The following is a 20,730-nucleotide window of genomic DNA, read 5'->3' on the forward strand; positions in this document are numbered from 1 at the left end:
ATACCCAACGTCATTCAAGATGCGGGAAGGCGGCAAGGGAAGATAGATGGGGAGCATACATCAGTATGTGACCCGGCTATCTGAGCGCAGCCAACGAACCTGCAGTTTGAATGAATAAGGGTATACATTCCATGTTACCCGGCGATACCGGGTTCATGGCTTGCTCACCAAACCGGCGGACAGCATAATCGGAGCGGACACAGTCATACGTTTTCTTTGTCATACCGGAAGAAACAGTAAAACGGATTTCTCTTTTTCCGCTGAATGACGGCTGGCTTTCAACAATATTCGTAATGGTCAGATCTGAAATATCATTCGCGGAGAAGTCTTTTGTTATCGCCACGTTAGCATGCATCATCAGCGAATCAGAGGTATAGGCAGGGTAAATGGATTCATCTGCACACCCGGCGGATAACAGTGCAATGATCAGATATATTTTTTTCACTGTTTTATTTTCTCCGGACTTGTTTTATCAGGATACGTAACCGGATGCGCCGCCCGCCACGCCAGCGCCTGCTGTTCACTGAGATTATTTCCTTTAAATTCAATGATTTTTATACTTTTCTCTATTTCATTCAGGCGCAGCATGCGAAAACAGCGATCCGGAAAAACAGAGTTCATTAAAATAGCGGACATTTCATTGTCATCATCAAAAGGCGCTATCCAGTCAAATAACCAGATGCGCTCACCTGTGCGCAGTTGCTGATACAGGTCTGATTCATCACAGCCGCCTAAATAGCGCTGTTCAACCTCCGCGCTCAAAGCGCCCCAACTGAGGAAAAAACAGGGCTGATTATTATCCAGCGCCAGCACATACTGTTTTTGTTTCACTAGCGGCAACAGCAGCTTTCCCAATGAACGCAGCGGCGTTTTACTGTGCCGGGGAGAGAGCATCCATAACCAGACTGCTGCCCCCCAAATCTCCGCCTCGCTGGGCTTATCATCAGCCAGAAACGGCGCGTAGACTGTATATTTGCCGATTTTCATTATTCATCTCTTACGCAGATATTACTGTGTATGAGGGTAGCGTATTACACAAAAAACAGAAGTCGGCATCCTCTGAAATCTGAAGAGTTCAGGGATTACAGCCATAAAAAAACCGGGATCACGGATAAGATCCCGGCTGTTTCTTTTACGGCTGTCTGTCAGCAGGACTTTGCATTATCCATCTTATTCAGACGGGTCATTATGGCTTCCAGCACACCACCGGCAATCGCACGGGCTTTATCAGAGACAGAATTGAAATCCGCCAGTGCGCCGCGCGGGTCAACATCCGCAATTTTAAAACCTTCCGGAACACATAATCCTTCATTAAGCAGACCGCGTACCATGCCGTCCATCGGGGAGAGAATTTCTGTTTCGCCTATGCGCGCAATGACATCACCTTCATGAACGACATCGCCGATATTAATGTGCCGGGTCATCATGCCGCTGTGCGGTGCGCGCAGTACACGCTCTGTGGTTTTGCCGTTGATATTGCCGGGAATACCGGAATTGGGTGCCGCGCAGCCGTGGGTAATCACGCGCCCTAAATGATGCCCGCGCTGAGTTTCAATTACAGCATCGCAGTCCACACCCGCCTCAAACCCGGGACCGAGTGCAATTGTACAAGGTGCCATTTTACGGTGCGTCCCGGCGATATTGCGCTTGGCAATAATAGCATCGATCACGACATCCGGCTGGAGTGCCGGTAATAATTCACCGTTTTCGTCCGCCAGCACCGGGATAGTACCCTCTTTCAGATAGCGGGTTACTTCATCAATATCATGTGCATAACGGGCGCAGACCCCTTCCACACAGCTTTCACCATCGTAAAGTGCCTGGGCAAAAGAGACAGTGCAGCGGATAACAGTCGGCTTGCTGATATCAAGCATAATCACATCAAAGCCGCTGTGATAAAGGCGCAGCGCCACGCCGGTGGCAAGATCGCCCGCCCCGCGGATAACCACCCGTTTTGGTCTGCGGCTTTCCGCCGGATTCTGTTTCATCGCGCCACCCGGTGCGCCATGCATAATCTGCAATAACTCTGCGAGAATACTGACAGCAATCTCATGAGGGGTTTCTGCGCCAATATCATAGCCAATCGGTGCATACAGTTTCGCTAACTGATTTTCTGATACCCCGGATTCACTTAATTGTTTGGTGAATGTCTGAACTTTGCGGCGGCTGCCGAGTAATCCCAGGTATTTCAGCGGCTTATCAATGAGGCAATTGAGGGATTCCAGATCCTGACTGTTGGTGGCAATAATCACATAGTCTTCAGGCTGAGGATCAAGTTGAGAAACCGCATCGGTAAAGGAAGGGACATGCCACAGGCGGGTGGACGGCGGGAACAAGTCCGGCTCCAGGCTGCCCGCATAAACATCCGCCACATGAATATCGATATTAAGAAATGCCGCCATCTGGGCAATGGCGCGGTTCACATGCCCGCCGCCAAGTAAAATCAGTCGCGGACGCACGCCGTGTACCGCAATATAAACCGACATCGCACCACCGCAGTCAGAACCAACCGCATGCTGCCCGTTACGGGCCATGCGCCCGTGGAACATTCGTGAGCGGCCTTCGTGCAGTGCCTCTACCGCTTCTTCGATAACTTTGCGCTCAACCATACCGCCGCCGATAGTCCCGATGGTTTTTCCATCCCCCATCACCAACATTTGTGCACTGTGACGTGGCGTACTACCTGAACATTCGATAATTTCTGCCATGGCAAACGGGCAGTTTTTCTCAACCAATTTCGCTGCTTCGGTAAAAATTTTCATAAACAGACCTCAATGGATACCCTGCATTTATCATTGATATTATTGTCGCTGCAAAATATGTGTGATTGCGGGGTTTTCCCTGACGGCACCGAACCAGACAGCATCCAGTGACGTGCCGCGTATCCAGTCTGCCAGCGCATCCGGCGAGAAATTCTCATTTTGAGAAAAACGGTTTATCAGCCAGATCCGTAATGCGTCCTGTGGTGCTGATTTCCACATCCCCTGCGGGTGCCGGATCAGGCGGCTTATTGCGCTCAAATCCAGTGTATCACCGCTGTTTAAGCCGGTTACGGCAGAGAAATGTGACCACCGGTGAACATTATCAGGCCCGACGGCCGCGCCCAGGAGCTGCCCGTCCGTTACAGCAATAACGCAATCACTGTATTCAGGTATGCAAGGTTCATGCTCACCCGGCGCTTTTATGCCAAAACCGCGGGCTCCGTCAGATTCGGTCAAAATAACATCAACCGAATTCTTTTCTGCCAGCGCATTAATTTCGTCAGGGGAGAAGCCGCAAACCTTATTATTCTGCGGGCTCCAGCCTGCATAACAGGCAAACGATCCCCGTTTGATGACCGAATCCGGTAACCGGGACGGGTGGCAGGCAAAAATGACGGGAAAGCCCTCGTCGGGCAGAAACATGTGGGTCGTTGTGGTGATCATCACCTTTTTCCCTAATTGAGAAAAAGCGCACGCCAGCCAGAACAGACAACTGGTTTTGCCGCCTGCGCCGACAATACTTATCACCATGGCGTGTCCGCCCGGATGTGTATCACATAACCGGCGCAGCGGTTCAGGTATAGTGGCGCAACTACGGGCAGGTATCCGGGTGTTCAGAGCACTTGTCATTGTCATCTCTAAGCCTTTGAATGTCGGTAACTTTTTAAAAACCATCAGCGGAGTTTACACCTATTATGCCGTCTCACACGGCTTCAGCCGATACCGCGTTGTCTTATTTATCCTCTTCTGCATCATCTTCTGTACCCTGGCTGCATGATTTGCCCGCGCCGCTCTGTCCGCAGGAAATAACGTGCATTGTGACTGCCGCCGGGCTTTCCTCACGGATGGGTGAGTGGAAAATGATGCTGCCGTGGGGCGATGGCACCAATACATTGCTGGATACCAGTCTGTACAATGCACTGCATTTTTGTCACCACATCATCCTGGTGACCGGCTACCGGGGCACAGAGCTGGCAGCGCGTTATCAGTCAGTCAGCCGGATTCAGATTTTGCATAATCCGGATTTTGAAACCGGTCTGCTCTCCTCACAGCGCCTTGCTGCGCAGGCTGTGAGTACTCACTACTGTTTTCTGACTCACGGTGATGTGCCGTTTCTCACCCCTGATATCTGGCAGCAGTTATGGGCGCTGCGCAGTGATGCCGCGCTGCTCCCCAGATACAAGCAAGTTCCGGGCCATCCCGTGTTGCTCTCCCGCGACTGCCTGCTGAATGCTCTGGCATTGCCGGAGGGCAGTAATATGAAAAAACGCCTGCTTGCCGGACCCCATTACTTCCTTGATATGGACAGCGATGCGGTGATAACCGACATCGACACCAGGGATGTTTATCAGCAGCATTATCGCGTGTAAGGCATTTGCACACTATTACATCCGTCTCATTAATAACATTAACTGTTAATATGCTTTTGCCATTATCAATCTGATACAGATTTTCTTTTTTTTTGAGAATCTCATTCATATGTTAACCCCATAGTAATCAAGATGTTTTTTATTGATTCATATTCGCATTTAGCATGGTGCGAGCTGTTTCACACTTTGTCATTAATATTAGATTTGTCTCACACTTTTTTTATCTCCCCGATGATGAATTGCGCTATCTGGCGTAATTGTTGCAACCGTTGAGTGTATACAGCTGCATGTCCCGCTCCACCGGCATGCCCCCTCACATTGCAGCAAGGAGAGTATTTATGGGAGATATAATGCGTCCCGTTCCGTTCGGTGAACTTCTGAACCGGATCTTTGAAGAATATAAGGCAAGTCGTTCTATTTTTGGGATCAATGAACGGCAATTTTACCGGAAAGCACAGCAGCACCCACTTCTGTCCGTATTTGGTGAAACCTATGAGACGCCGATCGGCCCCGCAGCCGGTCCCCATACTCAGCTTGCACAAAATATTGTGGTGTCATGGCTTACCGGCGGTCGCTTTATCGAGGTGAAAACCGTTCAGATAATCGATACCCTGGAGCTGGAAAAACCCTGCATTGATGCGCAGGATGAATGTTTCAACACTGAATGGTCCACTGAATTTACCCTGCCGAAAGCCCACGATGAATATCTGAAAGCCTGGTTTGCCCTTCATTTATTAGAAGCCATTTTTGACCCGCGCACCAAAGGCGAAGCCAAATCCTTCATCTTTAATATGAGTGTCGGGTATAACCTTGACGGAATTAAACAGCCGCGCATGCAGCAGTATATTCACGCCATGATGGATTCCTCTCAGTTACCGTCTTTCGCGCAGTACCGTGACGAAATGAAAGCCTTTATCTCCCGTCCGGGTTTCCTGGCAGAACTGGGATTAGAGAGCCGCAAAGCTGATCTGCTGGCAGTCGCCGACCTGGTTCCGGGTGATTTATCCAAAGGTGTGACACTTTCCACCATGCACGGTTGCCCGCCGGATGAAATTGAAGCTATCTGCCGCTATATGCTGGAAGAGAAGCACATCAATACTTATGTGAAGCTGAACCCGACACTGCTCGGCTTTTCCCGCGTGCGTGAGATTCTCGATACCTGCGGATTTGATTATATCGGGCTGAGTGAGGAGTCTTTTTCACATGATCTGAAACTGGATCGCGCCCTGGAAATGTTACAGCGTCTGCTGGATCTCGGGAAAGAAGTGAAACGCGGCTTCGGCGTGAAGCTGACCAATACCCTCGGCACAGTGAATCACAAAGGTCGTCTGCCGGGTGAAGAGATGTATATGTCAGGGCGTGCTCTGTTCCCGCTCTCTATTAATGTTGCCGCCCTGCTTTCCCGCCACTTTGACGGCAAACTGCCTATTTCCTATTCAGGTGGTGCCAGTAAATTTAATATCCGCGATATTTTTGAGTCCGGTATCCGTCCGATCACCATGGCAACTGACCTGCTGAAACCAGGTGGTTACATGCGCCAGACAGAGTGTCTGAATGCACTGGAAGACTCAGATGCCTGGGGCATGACACAGGTTGATGTGGGCAAACTGAATGCACTTGCTGAGCGCTCTGTCAGCATGGAATATACCCAGAAACACTGGAAATCAGACCAGGAAATTGATGCCGGTGGTCCGCTGCCGATGACAGACTGTTATGTCGCTCCTTGCGTAACCGCTTGTGCGATTAAGCAGGATATTCCTGAGTATATCCGCCTGCTGGGCGAAGGCCGCTACGCCGATGCACTGGAGCTGATTTATCAGCGCAATGCCCTGCCTGCCATCACCGGTCATATTTGTGATCACCAGTGCCAGTACAACTGTACCCGCCTGGATTATGAAAGTGCGCTGAATATCCGCGAGCTGAAAAAAATCGCCGTGGAAAAAGGCTGGAAAGAGTATAAAGCGCGCTGGCATAAACCCGCCGGAACCGGTGATAAAAACCCTGTCGCGGTGATTGGTGCCGGTCCTGCGGGTCTGGCTGCAGGGTATTTCCTCGCCCGCGCAGGTCATCAGGTGACTATTTTTGAAAAAGAAGCCAATGCGGGCGGTGTCGTCGCCAATATTATTCCGCATTTCCGTATTCCGCGTGAAACCATCGAACATGATATTCAGTTTGTTGCCGACCACGGTGTAAAATTTGAATACAGCTGCGACCCGACACTGACTGTCGATAAACTGCTGGAGCAGGGTTTCCATTATGTGCTGGTCGGGATCGGAACAGATAAAAACAGCGGCGTGAAACTCGCCGGTGATAACCGCAATGTCTACAAATCTCTGCCGTTCCTGCACGATTACAACAACAACGCGCCATTACAGATGGGTAAACACGTTGCGGTTATCGGTGCCGGTAATACCGCGATGGACTGCGCCCGCGCAGCCAAACGTATCGCCGGTGTACAGGATGTGACGGTTATCTACCGCCGCTCTCAGTCTGAAATGCCTGCCTGGCCGGAAGAGTATGAAGAAGCGGTTGAAGATGATGTGAAATTTATGTTCCTGCACAATCCGGAACAGTTTAATGCAGACGGCACACTGCTGGTGCGCACCATGAAACTCGGTGAGCCGGATGAGTCAGGTCGCCGCCGCCCTGTGGCAACTGACGAAACGGTCACTCTGAAAATTGACAGCGTGATAACCGCCATCGGCGAGCAGCAGGACTGCGAAGCGTTATCACAAATCGGCGTGCCGATGGGTGATGACGGCTGGCCTGCGGTATACCGCAACAGCGGCGAAACCACCCGCGCGAATGTGTTCCTGATTGGTGATGTGCAAAGCGGTCCGTCCTCAATTGTTGCCGCTATCGGTGACGCCGGACATGCGGTGGATACCATTCTTGAGCGCGAAAACATCCTTTCTCACTATGGTAATAAATACTGGCTCAATGCTGACCCGCAGGAAATCACTGACCGCAAAGGTGCAATAGCCGTGCAGATGGTAAACAGTGACGACCGCGAAGCCTTTGTGAAGCAGGAAGCACAGCGCTGCCTGGAATGTAATTACGTTTGTGCGAAATGTGTGGATGTCTGCCCGAACCGCGCCAATATGTCACTGGCAATCCCGGGCTTCCGTGACCGTTATCAGACACTTCACCTCGACGCGATGTGTAATGAGTGCGGCAACTGTGCGCAGTTCTGTCCGTGGCAGGGTAAGCCTTACAAAGACAAAGTCACTATCTTCAGCCTGCCGGAAGATTTCACCAACAGCACCAACCCGGGTTTCCTGGCTGACGGCGATAAATTTACCGTGCGTCTGGACGGCAATGTCTGCGAGATGAAACTGAACGGTAATGGTGAATTTACTGATGTTCCGCCGGAGCTGGAAGCGATGTGCCGCATTATGAGTCACGTCAACAAGCACTATCACTATCTGTTAGGCCGGGTGGAGGTATAAACCATGCTGATCCTGAAAAATGCCACTATTGTTGAGTTTGAACCAACATCTGTCCGCGAAGGGACAGATATCGCCATCGACGGCGACAAAATTGTCGCCACCGGCAGCGGGCTGAGCTCCCGCTATCCGGGGTCGGAAACCAAAGAGATGAACGGGCGCCTGGTGATGCCCGGGATTGTCTGCTCCCATAACCATTTTTATTCCGGTTTATCCCGCGGGATCATGGCGAATATCGCACCAAGCCCGGATTTTATTTCCACACTGAAAAATCTGTGGTGGCGGCTGGATCGCGCGCTGGATGAAGAGTCTCTTTATTACAGCGGGCTTATCTGCTCACTCGAGGCGATTAAAAGCGGCTGTACCGCGGTGGTCGATCACCATGCGTCACCTGATTATATCGCCGGTTCCCTGAAAACCCTGCGTGACGGCTTCCTGAAAGCCGGTTTGCGCGGCATAACCTGTTATGAAACCACTGATCGCAACGGCGGACTGAAAGAACTGGAAGCCGGTGTGGCAGAAAATATCGCCTTCGCAGAGCTTATCGACAGTGAGCGCAAAAGCGGTAAATCCCGCTATCTGGTGGAAGCGCACATCGGGGCGCACGCGCCGTTCACCGTTGCTGATGAAGGTCTGGCAATGCTGCGCGATGCGATTAAAAAGACCGGGCGCGGGCTGCACATTCATGCGGCGGAAGACAGCTACGATGTCTCATTCAGTCATGACAAATACGGCAAAGACCTGCTGATCCGCCTGGATGAGTTTGATCTTATTGATGAAAAAACTCTTGTCGCACACGGACTGTATTTATCTTCCGCAGATATTGACCTGCTGAATAAAAAAAGATGGCTTCCTTGTTCACAACGCCCGCTCCAATATGAATAACCATGTCGGCTATAACCACCGCCTGGGTGATTACAACAATGTGGTGCTCGGCACAGACGGTATCGGCTCTGATATGTTTGAAGAGCTTAAATTCGCCTTCTTCAAACACCGCGATGCAGGTGGTTCTATGTGGCCGGATAGCTTTACCCGCTTCCTGTGGAACGGCAACAGATTGCTGGCACGCAACTTCGGTAAACAGTTTGGTCGGGTGGAAGCCGGTTATCAGGCAGATTTAACCATTTGCGATTACATGCCGCCGACCCCGTTTGTCGGTGACAATCTGCCGGGTCATCTGGCGTTCGGATTAGGATCGTCAAGCGTTCACAGTGTGATGGTGGATGGTGTGATGGTCTATGAAGACAGACAGTTCCCGTTTGATATCGAACCAATTTTTGCCGATGCGCGCAAAGCCGCGAAGAAAATGTGGGCCCGGATGGACGCACTGAAATAAATAAAACCATGGCCTGCGGTTATACCGCAGGCCTGAAGAGCAATGTAGGGGTAACCCATGATCGAACAATTTTTCCGTCCTGCCACTTTATCGCAGGCAACCGAGCTGAAAAACCGGTTTCAGGACAGTGCAGTCTGGCTTGCCGGTGGCAGTAAACTGAATGCCTTACTCACAAAAACCAGCCGCAATATCGCGATTTCGCTGTCTCTGCTGCCGCTGAAAACCATTGAATGGCAGGATGGCATTCTGCGTATCGGAGCTACTGTCACACTGGAAGCACTGCGTGAAAGCCCGCTGATCCCGCGCGCGCTGTATGACGCACTCGGTTTTGTTTATTCACGCCATATCCGCAACCAGGCAACTATCGGCGGGGAAATTGCCGCCTGCCAGCGCGAGCATGCGCTGCTGCCGGTTCTGCTGGTGCTGGATGCACAGGTACAGCTCGCCAACAGCAATGATGTTATTTCGCTGGAAAGCTACCTCGCTAAACCGGATGAGCGCCTGATCACGCACCTGGTGCTACAGGATCCGTTCCGCCGCTGCGCGACGCGGACAATCCGTGAAACCGCCGATGGCTGGTCTGTTGTTACCGCCGCTGTCGCACTGACCGGCAACAATGAGCAACGAATTGCGGTGGATGGTGTTGGTTGCGCGATTTCCCGTCTGTCACAAATTGAAGCAAAACAACTCAGTGGCGAAGCCCTGGAAAAAGCGGTCAGTCAGGCAATAAACCCGAAAGCTGACCTGACGGGCAGCGAAGAGTACAAACGCTATATCACCGGAATTTTAGTATCAGACCTGCTGACAGACTGCCGGCAAATGGGGGAGAAATAACAGATGAACGTCCATTTTATACTTAACGGCACCCCGCATTCACTTGATTGTATCCCGGGCGAAAATGTCCGCGATATTCTGTTTGGTTTAGGAATGCACTCAGTGCGTAACAGTGATGACGGCTTTGGTTTCGCCGGCTCTGATGCCATTTTACTCAACGGCAATATTGTTAATGCCTCACTGCTGATCGCCGCCCAGTTAGAAGGAGCGGTAATCGAAACCGCCGAATCCCTCGGTAAATGGAATGAGCTGAGTGATGTGCAGCAGGCAATGGTGGATGTCGGTGTGATCCAGTCCGGTTATAACGATCCTGCTGCAGCACTGATCCTGACTGATCTTATCAACCGTATTCCGGAACCTAATCGTGCTCAGATAGATGATGCACTTTCCGGTTTATTCAGCCGTGATGCCGGTTATCAGCAGTTTTATCAGGTTATCGAATTATTGGTCAAACGCCGCCAAGACCCTCATTATAAAGCTGATACTGCACCGGAATTCCGCGACGACCTGACTGTTGTCGGGAAAGTCACACCGAAAACCGATGCCGCCGTTATGGTGCAGGCAAAACCCTGCTATGTGGAAGACCGTATTCCTGCCAATACCTGTGTCATTAAAATGCTGCGCAGCCCGCACGCACACGCGCTGATAACCCATCTCGATGTCAGCAAGGCAGAAGCCTTGCCGGGTGTGGTACATGTTATTACACATAAAAACTGTCCGGATATCTATTACACCCCGGGCGGACAGAGTGCGCCGGAGCCGTCGCCGCTTGACCGGCGCATGTTCGGTAAAAAAGTTCGTCACGTCGGCGACCGTGTTGCTGCTGTTGTCGCTGAAAATGAAGCTATCGCGCTGAAAGCATTATCTCTGATCAGTGTGGAATATGATGTACTCAAGCCTGTGCTGAATATTGATGAAGCCAAAGCAGACGGCGCACCGCTGGTGCATGATGAGCCGGTTATTTATGTTAACGGCGCACCCGCTGATCTGGCTGAACAAAACAAGAATGCTGTTGATCGCGGCGAGCACATGCAGATTAACTTCCCTATCGGCGCAAAACCGTGCAAAAACATCGCCGCAGGTGTGCATGGTCATATCGGCGACCTGGATAAGGGCTTTAAAGAAGCGGATGTTGTACTGGAACGCACATACGAATCCCGCCAGGTTCAGCAGTGTCCGACCGAGCCGCACATCTGTTACACCTATATGAACGACGACCGCCTGGTTATTCATGCCTCCACTCAGGTGCCGTGGCACTTACGCCGCCAGGTGGCGCGTATCCTCGGTCTGAAACAAAATAAAGTGCATGTTATCAAAGAGCGCGTCGGCGGTGGCTTCGGCTCCAAGCAGGATATCCTGCTGGAAGAAGTCTGCGCATGGGCGACTTATGTCACCGGGCGGGCAGTCTCTTTCCGCTACACCCGCGAAGAAGAGTTTATCGCCAATACCAGCCGCCACGTTGCAAAAGTCAAAATTAAGCTCGGTGCCACCAAAGACGGTAAAATCACTGCCATCAATATGGAATTCCTGGCAAATACCGGTCCTTACGGTAACCACTCACTGACAGTACCGAGTAACGGCCCTGCATTATCACTGCCACTTTATCCGTGTGATAACGTCGATTTTCAGGTAACCACCTATTACTCGAATATCTGCCCGACCGGGGCTTATCAGGGATACGGCGCACCAAAAGGTAACTTTGCGCTGACCATGATCCTCGCGGAACTGGCAAAAGAGCTGAATATCGACCTGCTTGATTTGATCGAAACAAACCGTGTGCATGAAGGTCAGGAACTGAAGATCCTCGGCGCTATCGGGGAAGGGAAAATGCCGACCTCCGTTCCACGTGCGGCAAGCTGCGCCCTCGGTCCTATCCTGAAAAAAGGTCGCGAACTGATTAACTGGGATTCTCCGCGCAAACAAAACGGTGACTGGAAAACCGGACGCGGCGTTGCCATCATCATGCAGAAATCCGGTATTCCGGATATCGACCAGGCAAACTGTATGGTGAAACTGGAATCTGACGGTACCTTTATCGTCCACTCAGGCGGGGCGGATATCGGTACCGGTCTTGATACTGTGGTGAAAAAACTGACCGCCGAAGTACTGCGCTGTGACCTTGATGACATCCATGTCATTTCAGGGGATACCGACCACGCCCTGTTTGATAAAGGCGCGTATGCCTCATCCGGGACCTGCTTCTCCGGTAACGCGGCGAAAATGGCGGCAGAAAACCTGCGTGAAAAAATCCTGTTCCACGCCGCGGCACAGCTTGGCGAACCGGTGGAAGATGTCGCGCTTGCCGCTCCGGGTGTGGTGCGTGGTAAGAAAGGGGAAATCTCTTTCGGGGATCTGGCACATGCCGCCGAAGGCGGAACCGGGTTTGGTGTGCTGGTGGCGAACGCCAGTTATATCACGCCGGACTTTGCTTTCCCGTATGGCGCAAACTTTGCTGAAGTATCAGTGAATACCCGCACCGGTGAAATTCGTCTGGATAAATTCTATGCACTGCTCGACTGCGGTACCCCGGTGAATCCGGATCTGGCATTAGGTCAGATTTACGGCGCATCCATGCGTGCCATTGGTCACAGTATGTCAGAAGAAATCCGCTACGACGCGAAAGGCGTACCGCTGACCCGCGACCTGAAAACTTACGGCGCACCAAAAATCGGGGATATCCCGCGTGACTTCCGCGCATTCCTGGTACCGAGTGATGATAAAGTCGGTCCGTATGGTGCGAAATCCATCTCTGAAATTGCCGTCAACGGGGCTTCTCCTGCAATCGCCACCGCTATCCATGACGCCTGTGGTGTCTGGCTGCGTGAATGGCACTTCACACCGGAAAAAATTCTGCGCGGCATGGGCAAAATGTAATCCGGCCAACACCCGCCCTCACCGGTTCCGGTGAGGGCTTTTTGTAAGCAGAGGAGTCAGCTATGTCTTCGGAACATACCGTCAAGGCGGTACGCGGGAAGTTTCTCGATATCACCCGTGTAGTAACCTCAATGGATGATTTGCCCGGCGCAGTCCGCCTGATTGACGACGGATTAATGCTTCTACGCCACGGAAAAATTGAGTGGTTCGGTCAGTGGGAAGAGGGAAAACACCTTATCCCTGAATCTGTCCGCGTGCGTGATTACACCGGAAAACTGGTCATTCCGGGCTTTATCGATACCCACGTCCACTATCCGCAAAGTGAAATGATCGGCGCCCACGGCGAACAACTGCTTGAGTGGCTGAACAAGCACGTTTTCCCGACTGAAAAACTGTATCAGGATATTGATTACGCACGGGAAATGTCTGCGTTTTTTATCAAACAACTGTTACGTAACGGCACCACAACGGCGCTGGTATTCAGTACTGTTCACCCGGAATCGGTGAATGCCCTGTTTGATGCGGCAAGCCAGCTCAATATGCGGCTGATCACCGGCAAAGTGATGATGGACAGAAATGCGCCGGATTATCTGACCGACACGCCGGAAAGCAGCTATGAAGAGTGCAAAACGCTTATCGAACGCTGGCACAAAAACGGGCGTCTGCTCTATGCCATCACCCCGCGCTTTGCCCCGACCTCCAGCCCGGAACAACTTGCTGTCTGTCAGCGCCTGCGCAAAGAATATCCGGATACTTGGGTACATACGCATCTTAATGAAAACAAAGATGAAATCGCCTGGGTAAAAGAGCTTTATCCGGACAGTAAAAACTATCTGGATGTTTATCACCATTATGGTTTAACCGGTGAGCGCAGTGTGTTTGCCCACTGTATTCATCTTGAGGAAGAAGAGTGGGATTGCCTGCACGAAACAGGCTCCGCCGTGGCATTTTGCCCGACCTCAAACCTGTATCTCGGCAGTGGCTTGTTTAATCTGAAAAAAGCGCTCGCCAAAAAAGTAAAAGTAGGAATTGGTACTGATGTCGGTGCCGGAACGACCTTCAATATGCTGCAAACACTGAGTGAAGCTTACAAAGTGATGCAGTTGCAGAAAACCTGTTTATCCGCCTTTGAAGCCTTTTACCTCGCCACTCTCGGCGGCGCGCATTCACTGGGACTGGATAACTGCATTGGTAACTTTGATATCGGCAAAGAAGCCGACTTTGTGGTACTGGAACCGACCGCGACCCCGCTCCAGCAGTTGCGTTATGACAACTCCCGCACGCTGGCAGAAAAATTATTTGTGCTGATTGCGCTTGGTGATGACCGCACGATTTACCGGACTTATATCGATGGACGCCTGGTCTATGAACGGACCTGACGCACACCGGCGTAGTGAATAAAAAAACTTTTTTTTTCATTTCATTCTCGGGGTCTGCAATTATGTCTGATAATACAACACCGGATAGTTCAGGTGCTGCTGCCAAAGGCGCACTTGATACGTACTTTAAAATTTCCTCCCGCGGCAGCAGTGTCAAACGGGAGATCCTGGCAGGCGTGACCACGTTCCTCGCCATGGTCTATTCTGTCATCGTCGTGCCCTCCATGCTCGGCAAAGCCGGGTTTCCGCCGGGTGCTATTTTTGTCGCAACCTGTCTCGTCGCCAGTATCGGCTCCATCATGATGGGGCTGTGGGCGAATCTGCCGATGGCAATCGGCTGTGCTATCTCACTCACCGCCTTTACGGCATTCAGCCTGGTACTTGGTCAACACATCAGCATCCCTGTCGCCCTCGGCGCGGTATTTCTGATGGGGGTTATTTTTACCCTGATTTCTGTCACCGGCGTGCGAAAATGGATACTGCGCAATCTCCCGATGGGGATAGCAAACGGCACCGGGATAGGAATTGGCTTGTTCCTGCTGCTGATCGCTGCCAATGGTGTCGGACTGGTTATCAAAAACCCGCTGGAAGGTCTTCCGGTGGCAATGGGCGCATTTACCTCTTTCCCGGTTGCGATGGCGCTGATCGGGCTGGCGATGATTGTCAGCCTTGAAAAAATGCACGTTCCCGGCGGCATCCTGCTGGTTATCGTCGGGATCTCCGTTATCGGGCTGATTGTTGACCCTAATGTCACTTATCAGGGTCTGATCGCAATGCCGTCGCTGAATGATGACAATGGTAATTCATTGATATTCAGTATGGATATTATGGGAGCATTACAGCCCGTTGTTCTGCCGAGTGTCCTTGCGCTGGTGATGACCGCCGTCTTTGATGCCACAGGGACTATCCGCGCCGTTGCCGGTCAGGCAAATCTGCTGGATGAAGATAATCAGATAATTAATGGCGGCAAAGCGCTAACAGTGGACTCCGTCAGCTCCATTATTTCAGGCTGTGTCGGCGCATCGCCTGCGGCGGTTTATATTGAATCCGCAGCCGGTACGGCGGCGGGCGGGAAAACCGGGCTGACAGCCGTCACTGTCGGCGTATTGTTCCTGCTTATCCTTTTTTTCTCACCGTTGTCTTATCTGATCCCGGTCTATGCAACCGCACCGGCACTGATGTATGTCGGGCTGCTGATGCTGAGCAATGTGGCAAAACTGGATTTTGATGACTCTGTGGATGCCATGTCCGGACTGGTATGCGCTGTTTTTATCGTGCTGACCTGTAATATTGTCACCGGGATCATGCTGGGCTACGTCACCCTGGTTATCGGGCGTCTGGTTGCCAGAGAGTGGCGAAAACTGAATGCCGGTACTGTCATTATCGCGATTGTGTTAGTCGCGTTCTATGCCGGAGGCTGGGCGATTTAACCTTTTTCTGAGCTATTTATATAAGAACCGGTGCTGAAAAGTACCGGTTTTTATTATATAGCGATGACAAATTTAATCTTCTTATTAATTCTTTAACAACTCTTACCAATTGATTTGTGATTTTTTAAGTCAGACAATAAGGTGTTGTCTGTGACGCCAACGTGCGTACAGAGCAGCTTATTTTAAAAATGGACAAATTCATAAGGATATAAAATGAAAGAATTAAACGTAGCAGAAATTCAGGCAGTTTCCGGTGCTGGTATTTTCTCTGATGCAGGCACATTAATTGGTCAGGCTATCGGTGGTATTGTTGGTCACTACAAAGGTACTGAAGAGCAGAGTTCAAAGATTGGATTAGATCTTGGTAAAACCATTGGTGGTGTCGTTGACCAATCCATTTCTATGATTTCTTCATGGTTTAAATCTGTCAAAAAATAATACGCACCGCGTATTAAAAAAACGTTGTTCCATAACCGTGCTATCTCAGGGGTCGGATATCTCCGGCCCCTTTCAGTATTTCTCTCCTGATAAAACAGATTTTTCTGAAATACCTTATATTCCACACTTCATTCCTTACAGCACGCTTGTTCAATATATTATTGCTTCATATCGATATGATTTTATGACTAAAAAAAACATCACCATGGACAGGGCTCCTGGTTATTATTTATTATCACAAAGGTATCACCTTCATGATACATTCATATTTACAAAATAAAAAAACAAGAAACAGAGTCTATATTTTATTTAATCCCGTATATCCAGATTAGCACTTTTTGCAACTCCCTCTCAACGAAATTAATTTAAAACAGTTACGCTAATATATACCCACCACATAAAGGGTAGTGTATTTTAAATAATAAACATTTAATAAGGATATAAAATGAAACAATTAAGCGTAGTTGAAATTGATATGGTTTCCGGTGCTGGTGTCTATTCTGATGCAGGTGCGTTAATTGGTCGCGGTGTTGGTACTATCGTAGGTCACTACAAAGGTACAGAGCAGAGCGCTGATATTGGTTCACAGTTTGGTGAAACTATCGGTACTATCGTAGATCAATCTGTTTCCCTGATTTCATCATGGGTTAAAGCAAGCCGTAAATAATATTGATACCGTATTAATCCGCTGCTTTTATAAAGGGACTTTACGTAATTAAAGTCCCTCTTGTTATTTTATCCCCATATCAGCCGCCCTTCTGTTTTTGCTGTCCCGATAGTTAAAATCCACCTCTGACTACGTTTTCCGGTATAGCTTCACCAAAATAATAAATCTAAAATAGAAATCTAATCTAACTCATTGTTAATAAATTAGATTAATTAATAATGTTAGTTAATCAGATTTATTTTTGATACTCATTTTATAACCTCAGGGTTATAATATATAACTCAGAGGTTATGGCTTCTCAGATGTGGTCTATCATAACGAGAGTGCATTTCGATAACTGGTTTGAAATACAGCCGAATGCCGTACAGGAAGAAATATTAGCTATCCTTTGTATTCTGAGAAAAGACGGGCCTCATCTTGGTCGTCCGCTGGTTGATACACTAACCGGCTCCTGCTATTGCAACATAAAAGAGCTCAGAATACAGGTTGCCGGGCACCCGGTAAGGATCTGTTTTGCTTTCGACCCTATCCGCAGAGCAGTTATTTTATGTGCAGGAAATAAAAAAGGTCAGAATGAAAAACGCTTCTATAAGAAGCTGATAAAAGAGGCTGAGGCAGAGTATAAAGCGCATTTGGAGGAAACATGTCAACGTTAGACGAAATGCTGGCAAAACGCACACCTGAAAGCAGGATGCGGGTAGAAAAAAGAACAGAAGAAATCCGCCGTGAACTGACTCTGGCAACACTACGCGAAGAACTGGCGATCTCTCAGACTCAGCTTGCAATAAGCCTGGGTGTCAGACAGCCTGCTGTGGCAAAAATGGAGCGGGTAGGCAGTGATCCTAAATTATCAACTCTCAGACGCTATGTGAAAGCACTCGGCGGTGAACTGGCTCTTGATATCACCTTACCGGACGGAAAAAAAATAGCGCTCCATTTGTAGTACAACAGAAGCGGCAGACAATTTCATCCCCATATCAGCCGCCCTTCTGTTTTTGCTGTCCCGATAGTAACAATACAGCCTGCATTAAAGTGCAGAAAATCAGATTCGATACCATCGGAGAAAATCACGCCGTTCTCCGGCATCAGCGATTCCAGTTGCAGCGGTGCGGTATCATCAATTGTGCCGAATACCAGCCTGGTGCCGGTCGTGCGTCCGGGAAACGGCTCACGCACACTGAAGCGCAGCCGCTTATCTGCCCAGCTTACTCCCTGCTGTAACGGGTGAGATACCTGACCGGTCACACCCAGCGCACCGGCAAGAATGGATTGCAGCCAGCCGGTTGATCCGAGACTCGTCGAAATAATAATCCCGGAAGATGACTGTGTTTCACTGTCGCCTGACCAGCTCAGAACATAGCGCGCGGAGGTGTGACTTTTCGGTCCGATAAACAAATCGTTTACCGCCAGCATCTGCTGCCCGTCATTGGTGGTCGCCTGTGCAAAACTCAGGGTTTTCCAATCCATTTTTCCGTTCAGCGTGTTCGTCACCACATCCTGCAACTGCGCCAGCTCAAAAGGCAGCAATGGTCCGTCCCAGCGCTGCGGATCAGGATTAACGGCAATAACCGGCTGTCCGTTCAGGTATTTCAGTGTATTGGCGACCAGCCCGTCCTGGCCTATCACCACCACAAGATCACGGGCAGAAAACTGATAACCCGGCAGCAATGCGCGCTCAAGTAACTGAAAGTGACCAAACGGTTGCAGGATCTGTTTTGCCTGCGTCAGTTGCGCCTGATAACGGTCATGCTCCGCGAGATAATCACTGACTGATACCCCGCTGTGTTCCAGATAAAACTTTGCCTGCGGCCAGGTATTGAAACGTTCGGTCAGCTCTTGTAAACGGGTTTTCCTGGTGACCAGCACCACGCGGACATCCTCTTTTATACTCATGCTTTGCTCCCTTTGTTCATCATCTGGCTGAACATATCCGGCGAAATATTCAGTTCGCCAATTTTTCCGGCATTCTGTGCCAGGGATTCAAATGCCATCGCCATCAGTTGCTCCGGTGCCATCCGGCTTAATGCCAGCGCTTTGAGATTCTCCACCGGCAATTCGCGGTATGCTTTCATTTTTGTTTCAATGGAATACGCATCAGCCTCTGACTGAACGCGCTGATTTTCGGCACTGAGTGAAACCAGTGTCCGGCGCTGCTCCTCTTCCCCGATCTCCGCAGCCAGGCGCTCCTGCGCCATTTCTGCCTGTTCGCGTAACAATGTGCGCTCATTTTCCAGCCGGGCTTCTTCAATCTCCTGCTCTTTTTGCTGTATAGAGAGATCCGTCTCCAGCTCCGCTTCTTTGATGGTACGCTCCTGCTCTACAGAGGATTTGCGCCGCGCATAGATAGCGTCATCAGCCTCTTTCATCAGGGATTCGCGGGCTTCGGCTTCCAGTGCTCTTGCCGTTTCCGGTGTCGGCGTAATAGCGGTGACAGAAAAATCCAGTACCGCCAGCCCCTGAGCCTCAAGTGCAGTCAGTTGTGATAAACGCGATTGCACCAGTGCGACAAGAGACTGACTGAGTAACAATGCGTGGCGCAGAGGCGTTGCCTGGATTTCGGCCTGAATAATGGTCTGGGCGGCACGGACAACCCTGTCATTCAGTTTCATCGGATCTTCTGAGGCATAGGTTTTGCCATCCTTATTCAGTGTGAAATTAAGCACCGCGGCGGTTTTTTCCGGCGAACTTATCTGAAATGAGAGTTGTCCCTGCACGCGCAGGCTCTGAAAATCAGCAGTCTGAAAATTAAAGATAAACGGCGTTTCCTGTGCATTGAGCGGCAATGCAGAAACAGAGGTTGTCGCCGTGTTGTACCAGAAACTCAACCCTTTCCCCTGCTGACGGATAGTGCCGTTGACGGATTTAATAACAAACGTGGACGGGTCTGCTTTAAAGAATCTGAGATTTAACATGATATCGCTCCATTAAGTGTCCTTATGACAATAATACAATAGTGACCTATGGACACTATTGATGTCAAGCAGAATTAGTGTCTCAATGACATTTAGTTTGCAATCTGTCGCAGGCGCCTTACAATAAACCCAATATCATTCAGGATGCAGGCAGCGAACCGGCAGTTTGAATAAACAAAGGTATATACCCAACGTCATTCAAATCGCAGGAAGGCGGCAAGGGAAGACGGACGGGGAGCATACATCAGTATGTGACCCGGCTGGCTGACAGCAGCCAACGAACCTGCGGTTTGAATGAATAAGGGTATAAATAATTCTCAGACCTGAGCAGGACAGCCCTATGGATGAACAAACTTACCTTGCGCACTATCAGCGCCGTGACTTTATCTCCCCGCTGATAACGGTGGATGCCGTTCTTTTTACCTGTCACGAAGAGACACTCAAAGTATTACTGGTTGAGCGCGCGGAGCACCCGGATAAAGGTAAGTGGGGACTGCCGGGCGGGTTTATCGATGAATCACAGGATAAGAGTCTGGAAGATACCGTGATGCGCAAACTGCGCGAGAAAACAGGTGTGTTGCCGCCTTATATCGAACAGTTATGCACCGCCGGCAATGACCAGCGGGATAAACGCGGCTGGTCAGTCACGGTTTGCTATACCGCGCTGATCGCGCACCAGTTATGTGAAAAACATATTGATACCGTCAGTAATGTGAAATGGGTATCGCTGAAAGAGGCGGAACAACTGAGCCTGGCATTTGATCATCAGTCGCTGATTCAACAGGCGAAAGCGCGCCTGAGGCAGAAATCGCTCTATTCCGTTGTTCCGGGATTTGCGTTGCCGGAAACCTTTACTCTGCCGGAGCTGCAACAGGTGCATGAAATTCTTATCGGGCAACCGATTCAGAAAAAATCATTCCGCCGTCGTCTGGAGCAGGCTGATTTACTGATTGAAACCGGAGAAAAACGGGCTGATCGCGGGCGTCCGGCGGCATTGTACCGCTTAAAACCGGCCTCGAAGGATTACCGGTTTATCCGCAATCTGGAAACAGATGAAGAGTAA

17 protein-coding genes and 1 pseudogene are annotated in these 20,730 nt (G+C 50.2%); 12 read left to right on the top strand and 6 right to left on the bottom strand.

Annotated features, from left to right (window positions below):
• Positions 1-76 precede the first annotated feature (76 nt).
• The 4 genes from AYY16_RS14475 to yqeC all read right to left on the bottom strand — a co-directional run bounded on the left by AYY16_RS14475 (position 77) and on the right by yqeC (position 3,617).
• Positions 77-445 carry a hypothetical protein gene (locus tag AYY16_RS14475; protein ID WP_223861233.1) on the bottom strand — a complete coding sequence of 123 codons (369 nt, stop codon included), beginning with the start codon at positions 443-445 and terminating at the stop codon, positions 77-79.
• Entirely contained in the window at positions 442-987 is a 546-nt protein-coding gene (locus AYY16_RS14480) for a toxin-activating lysine-acyltransferase (protein ID WP_067368016.1), read from the bottom strand. The genes AYY16_RS14475 and AYY16_RS14480 overlap by 4 nt, the downstream gene beginning before the upstream one ends.
• A gap of 158 nt (positions 988-1,145) precedes the next feature.
• Entirely contained in the window at positions 1,146-2,762 is a 1,617-nt protein-coding gene (yqeB, locus tag AYY16_RS14485) for a selenium-dependent molybdenum cofactor biosynthesis protein YqeB (RefSeq protein ID WP_067368021.1), read from the bottom strand.
• Between the two features lie 39 nt (positions 2,763-2,801).
• Positions 2,802-3,617: a selenium cofactor biosynthesis protein YqeC gene (gene yqeC, locus AYY16_RS14490; protein WP_067368374.1), complete on the bottom strand. Its 816-nt coding sequence runs from the start codon at positions 3,615-3,617 to the stop codon at positions 2,802-2,804.
• Between the two features lie 59 nt (positions 3,618-3,676).
• Here yqeC and AYY16_RS14495 point away from each other — a divergent pair, with 59 nt between their 5' ends.
• The 11 genes and pseudogenes from AYY16_RS14495 to AYY16_RS14545 all read left to right on the top strand — a co-directional run bounded on the left by AYY16_RS14495 (position 3,677) and on the right by AYY16_RS14545 (position 17,698).
• Entirely contained in the window at positions 3,677-4,351 is a 675-nt protein-coding gene (locus tag AYY16_RS14495; RefSeq protein WP_082970757.1) for an NTP transferase domain-containing protein, read from the top strand.
• Positions 4,352-4,689: 338 nt separating this feature from the next.
• Positions 4,690-7,800: a putative selenate reductase subunit YgfK gene (gene ygfK / locus AYY16_RS14500; RefSeq protein WP_067368025.1), complete on the top strand. Its 3,111-nt coding sequence runs from the start codon at positions 4,690-4,692 to the stop codon at positions 7,798-7,800.
• A 3-nt stretch (positions 7,801-7,803) separates the two neighbouring features.
• Positions 7,804-9,133: pseudogene (gene ssnA, locus AYY16_RS14505) on the top strand (putative aminohydrolase SsnA).
• Positions 9,134-9,190: 57 nt separating this feature from the next.
• Positions 9,191-9,967, top strand: a complete 777-nt coding sequence (gene ygfM / locus AYY16_RS14510) for a molybdopterin-dependent oxidoreductase FAD-binding subunit (RefSeq protein ID WP_067368028.1) — start codon at positions 9,191-9,193, stop codon at positions 9,965-9,967.
• A gap of 3 nt (positions 9,968-9,970) precedes the next feature.
• Positions 9,971-12,841 (top strand): molybdopterin-dependent oxidoreductase Mo/Fe-S-binding subunit, encoded by a 2,871-nt coding sequence (locus AYY16_RS14515; protein ID WP_067368031.1) that lies wholly within the window; start codon positions 9,971-9,973, stop codon positions 12,839-12,841.
• 62 nt (positions 12,842-12,903) lie between these two features.
• Positions 12,904-14,220: a guanine deaminase gene (gene guaD / locus AYY16_RS14520; protein WP_067368033.1), complete on the top strand. Its 1,317-nt coding sequence runs from the start codon at positions 12,904-12,906 to the stop codon at positions 14,218-14,220.
• A gap of 62 nt (positions 14,221-14,282) precedes the next feature.
• A complete protein-coding gene (locus AYY16_RS14525) occupies positions 14,283-15,650 on the top strand; it encodes an NCS2 family permease (protein WP_067368379.1) in 1,368 nt (455 codons plus the stop codon).
• Positions 15,651-15,863: 213 nt separating this feature from the next.
• Positions 15,864-16,088, top strand: coding sequence for a hypothetical protein (locus tag AYY16_RS14530; RefSeq protein ID WP_067368035.1), 225 nt, complete (start codon positions 15,864-15,866; stop codon positions 16,086-16,088).
• Positions 16,089-16,533: 445 nt separating this feature from the next.
• On the top strand, positions 16,534-16,755 hold the full coding sequence (locus AYY16_RS14535; RefSeq protein ID WP_067368038.1) for a hypothetical protein: 222 nt from the start codon (positions 16,534-16,536) through the stop codon (positions 16,753-16,755).
• A 302-nt stretch (positions 16,756-17,057) separates the two neighbouring features.
• Positions 17,058-17,411, top strand: a complete 354-nt coding sequence (locus AYY16_RS14540; protein WP_067368382.1) for a type II toxin-antitoxin system RelE/ParE family toxin — start codon at positions 17,058-17,060, stop codon at positions 17,409-17,411.
• On the top strand, positions 17,399-17,698 hold the full coding sequence (locus AYY16_RS14545) for a helix-turn-helix domain-containing protein (protein ID WP_067368039.1): 300 nt from the start codon (positions 17,399-17,401) through the stop codon (positions 17,696-17,698). The genes AYY16_RS14540 and AYY16_RS14545 overlap by 13 nt, the downstream gene beginning before the upstream one ends.
• Before the next feature lie 23 nt (positions 17,699-17,721).
• Here AYY16_RS14545 and AYY16_RS14550 read toward each other — a convergent pair whose 3' ends face one another.
• The gene (locus tag AYY16_RS14550) at positions 17,722-18,648 is read right to left on the bottom strand and encodes a diacylglycerol kinase catalytic domain-containing protein (protein ID WP_067368040.1); all 927 of its coding nucleotides are present in this window, start codon (positions 18,646-18,648) and stop codon (positions 17,722-17,724) included.
• Complete coding sequence (locus tag AYY16_RS14555; RefSeq protein WP_067368042.1) at positions 18,645-19,667, bottom strand: SPFH domain-containing protein; 1,023 nt, start codon at positions 19,665-19,667, stop codon at positions 18,645-18,647. Before AYY16_RS14555 ends, AYY16_RS14550 begins: the two co-directional genes overlap by 4 nt.
• A 340-nt stretch (positions 19,668-20,007) precedes the next feature.
• Between AYY16_RS14555 and AYY16_RS14560 the strand changes: the two genes are divergently transcribed.
• The gene (locus tag AYY16_RS14560; protein ID WP_067368044.1) at positions 20,008-20,730 is read left to right on the top strand and encodes an NUDIX hydrolase; all 723 of its coding nucleotides are present in this window, start codon (positions 20,008-20,010) and stop codon (positions 20,728-20,730) included.

Origin of the sequence: Morganella psychrotolerans, assembly GCF_001676155.1 — a bacterium.
Taxonomy (GTDB): domain Bacteria; phylum Pseudomonadota; class Gammaproteobacteria; order Enterobacterales; family Enterobacteriaceae; genus Morganella; species Morganella psychrotolerans.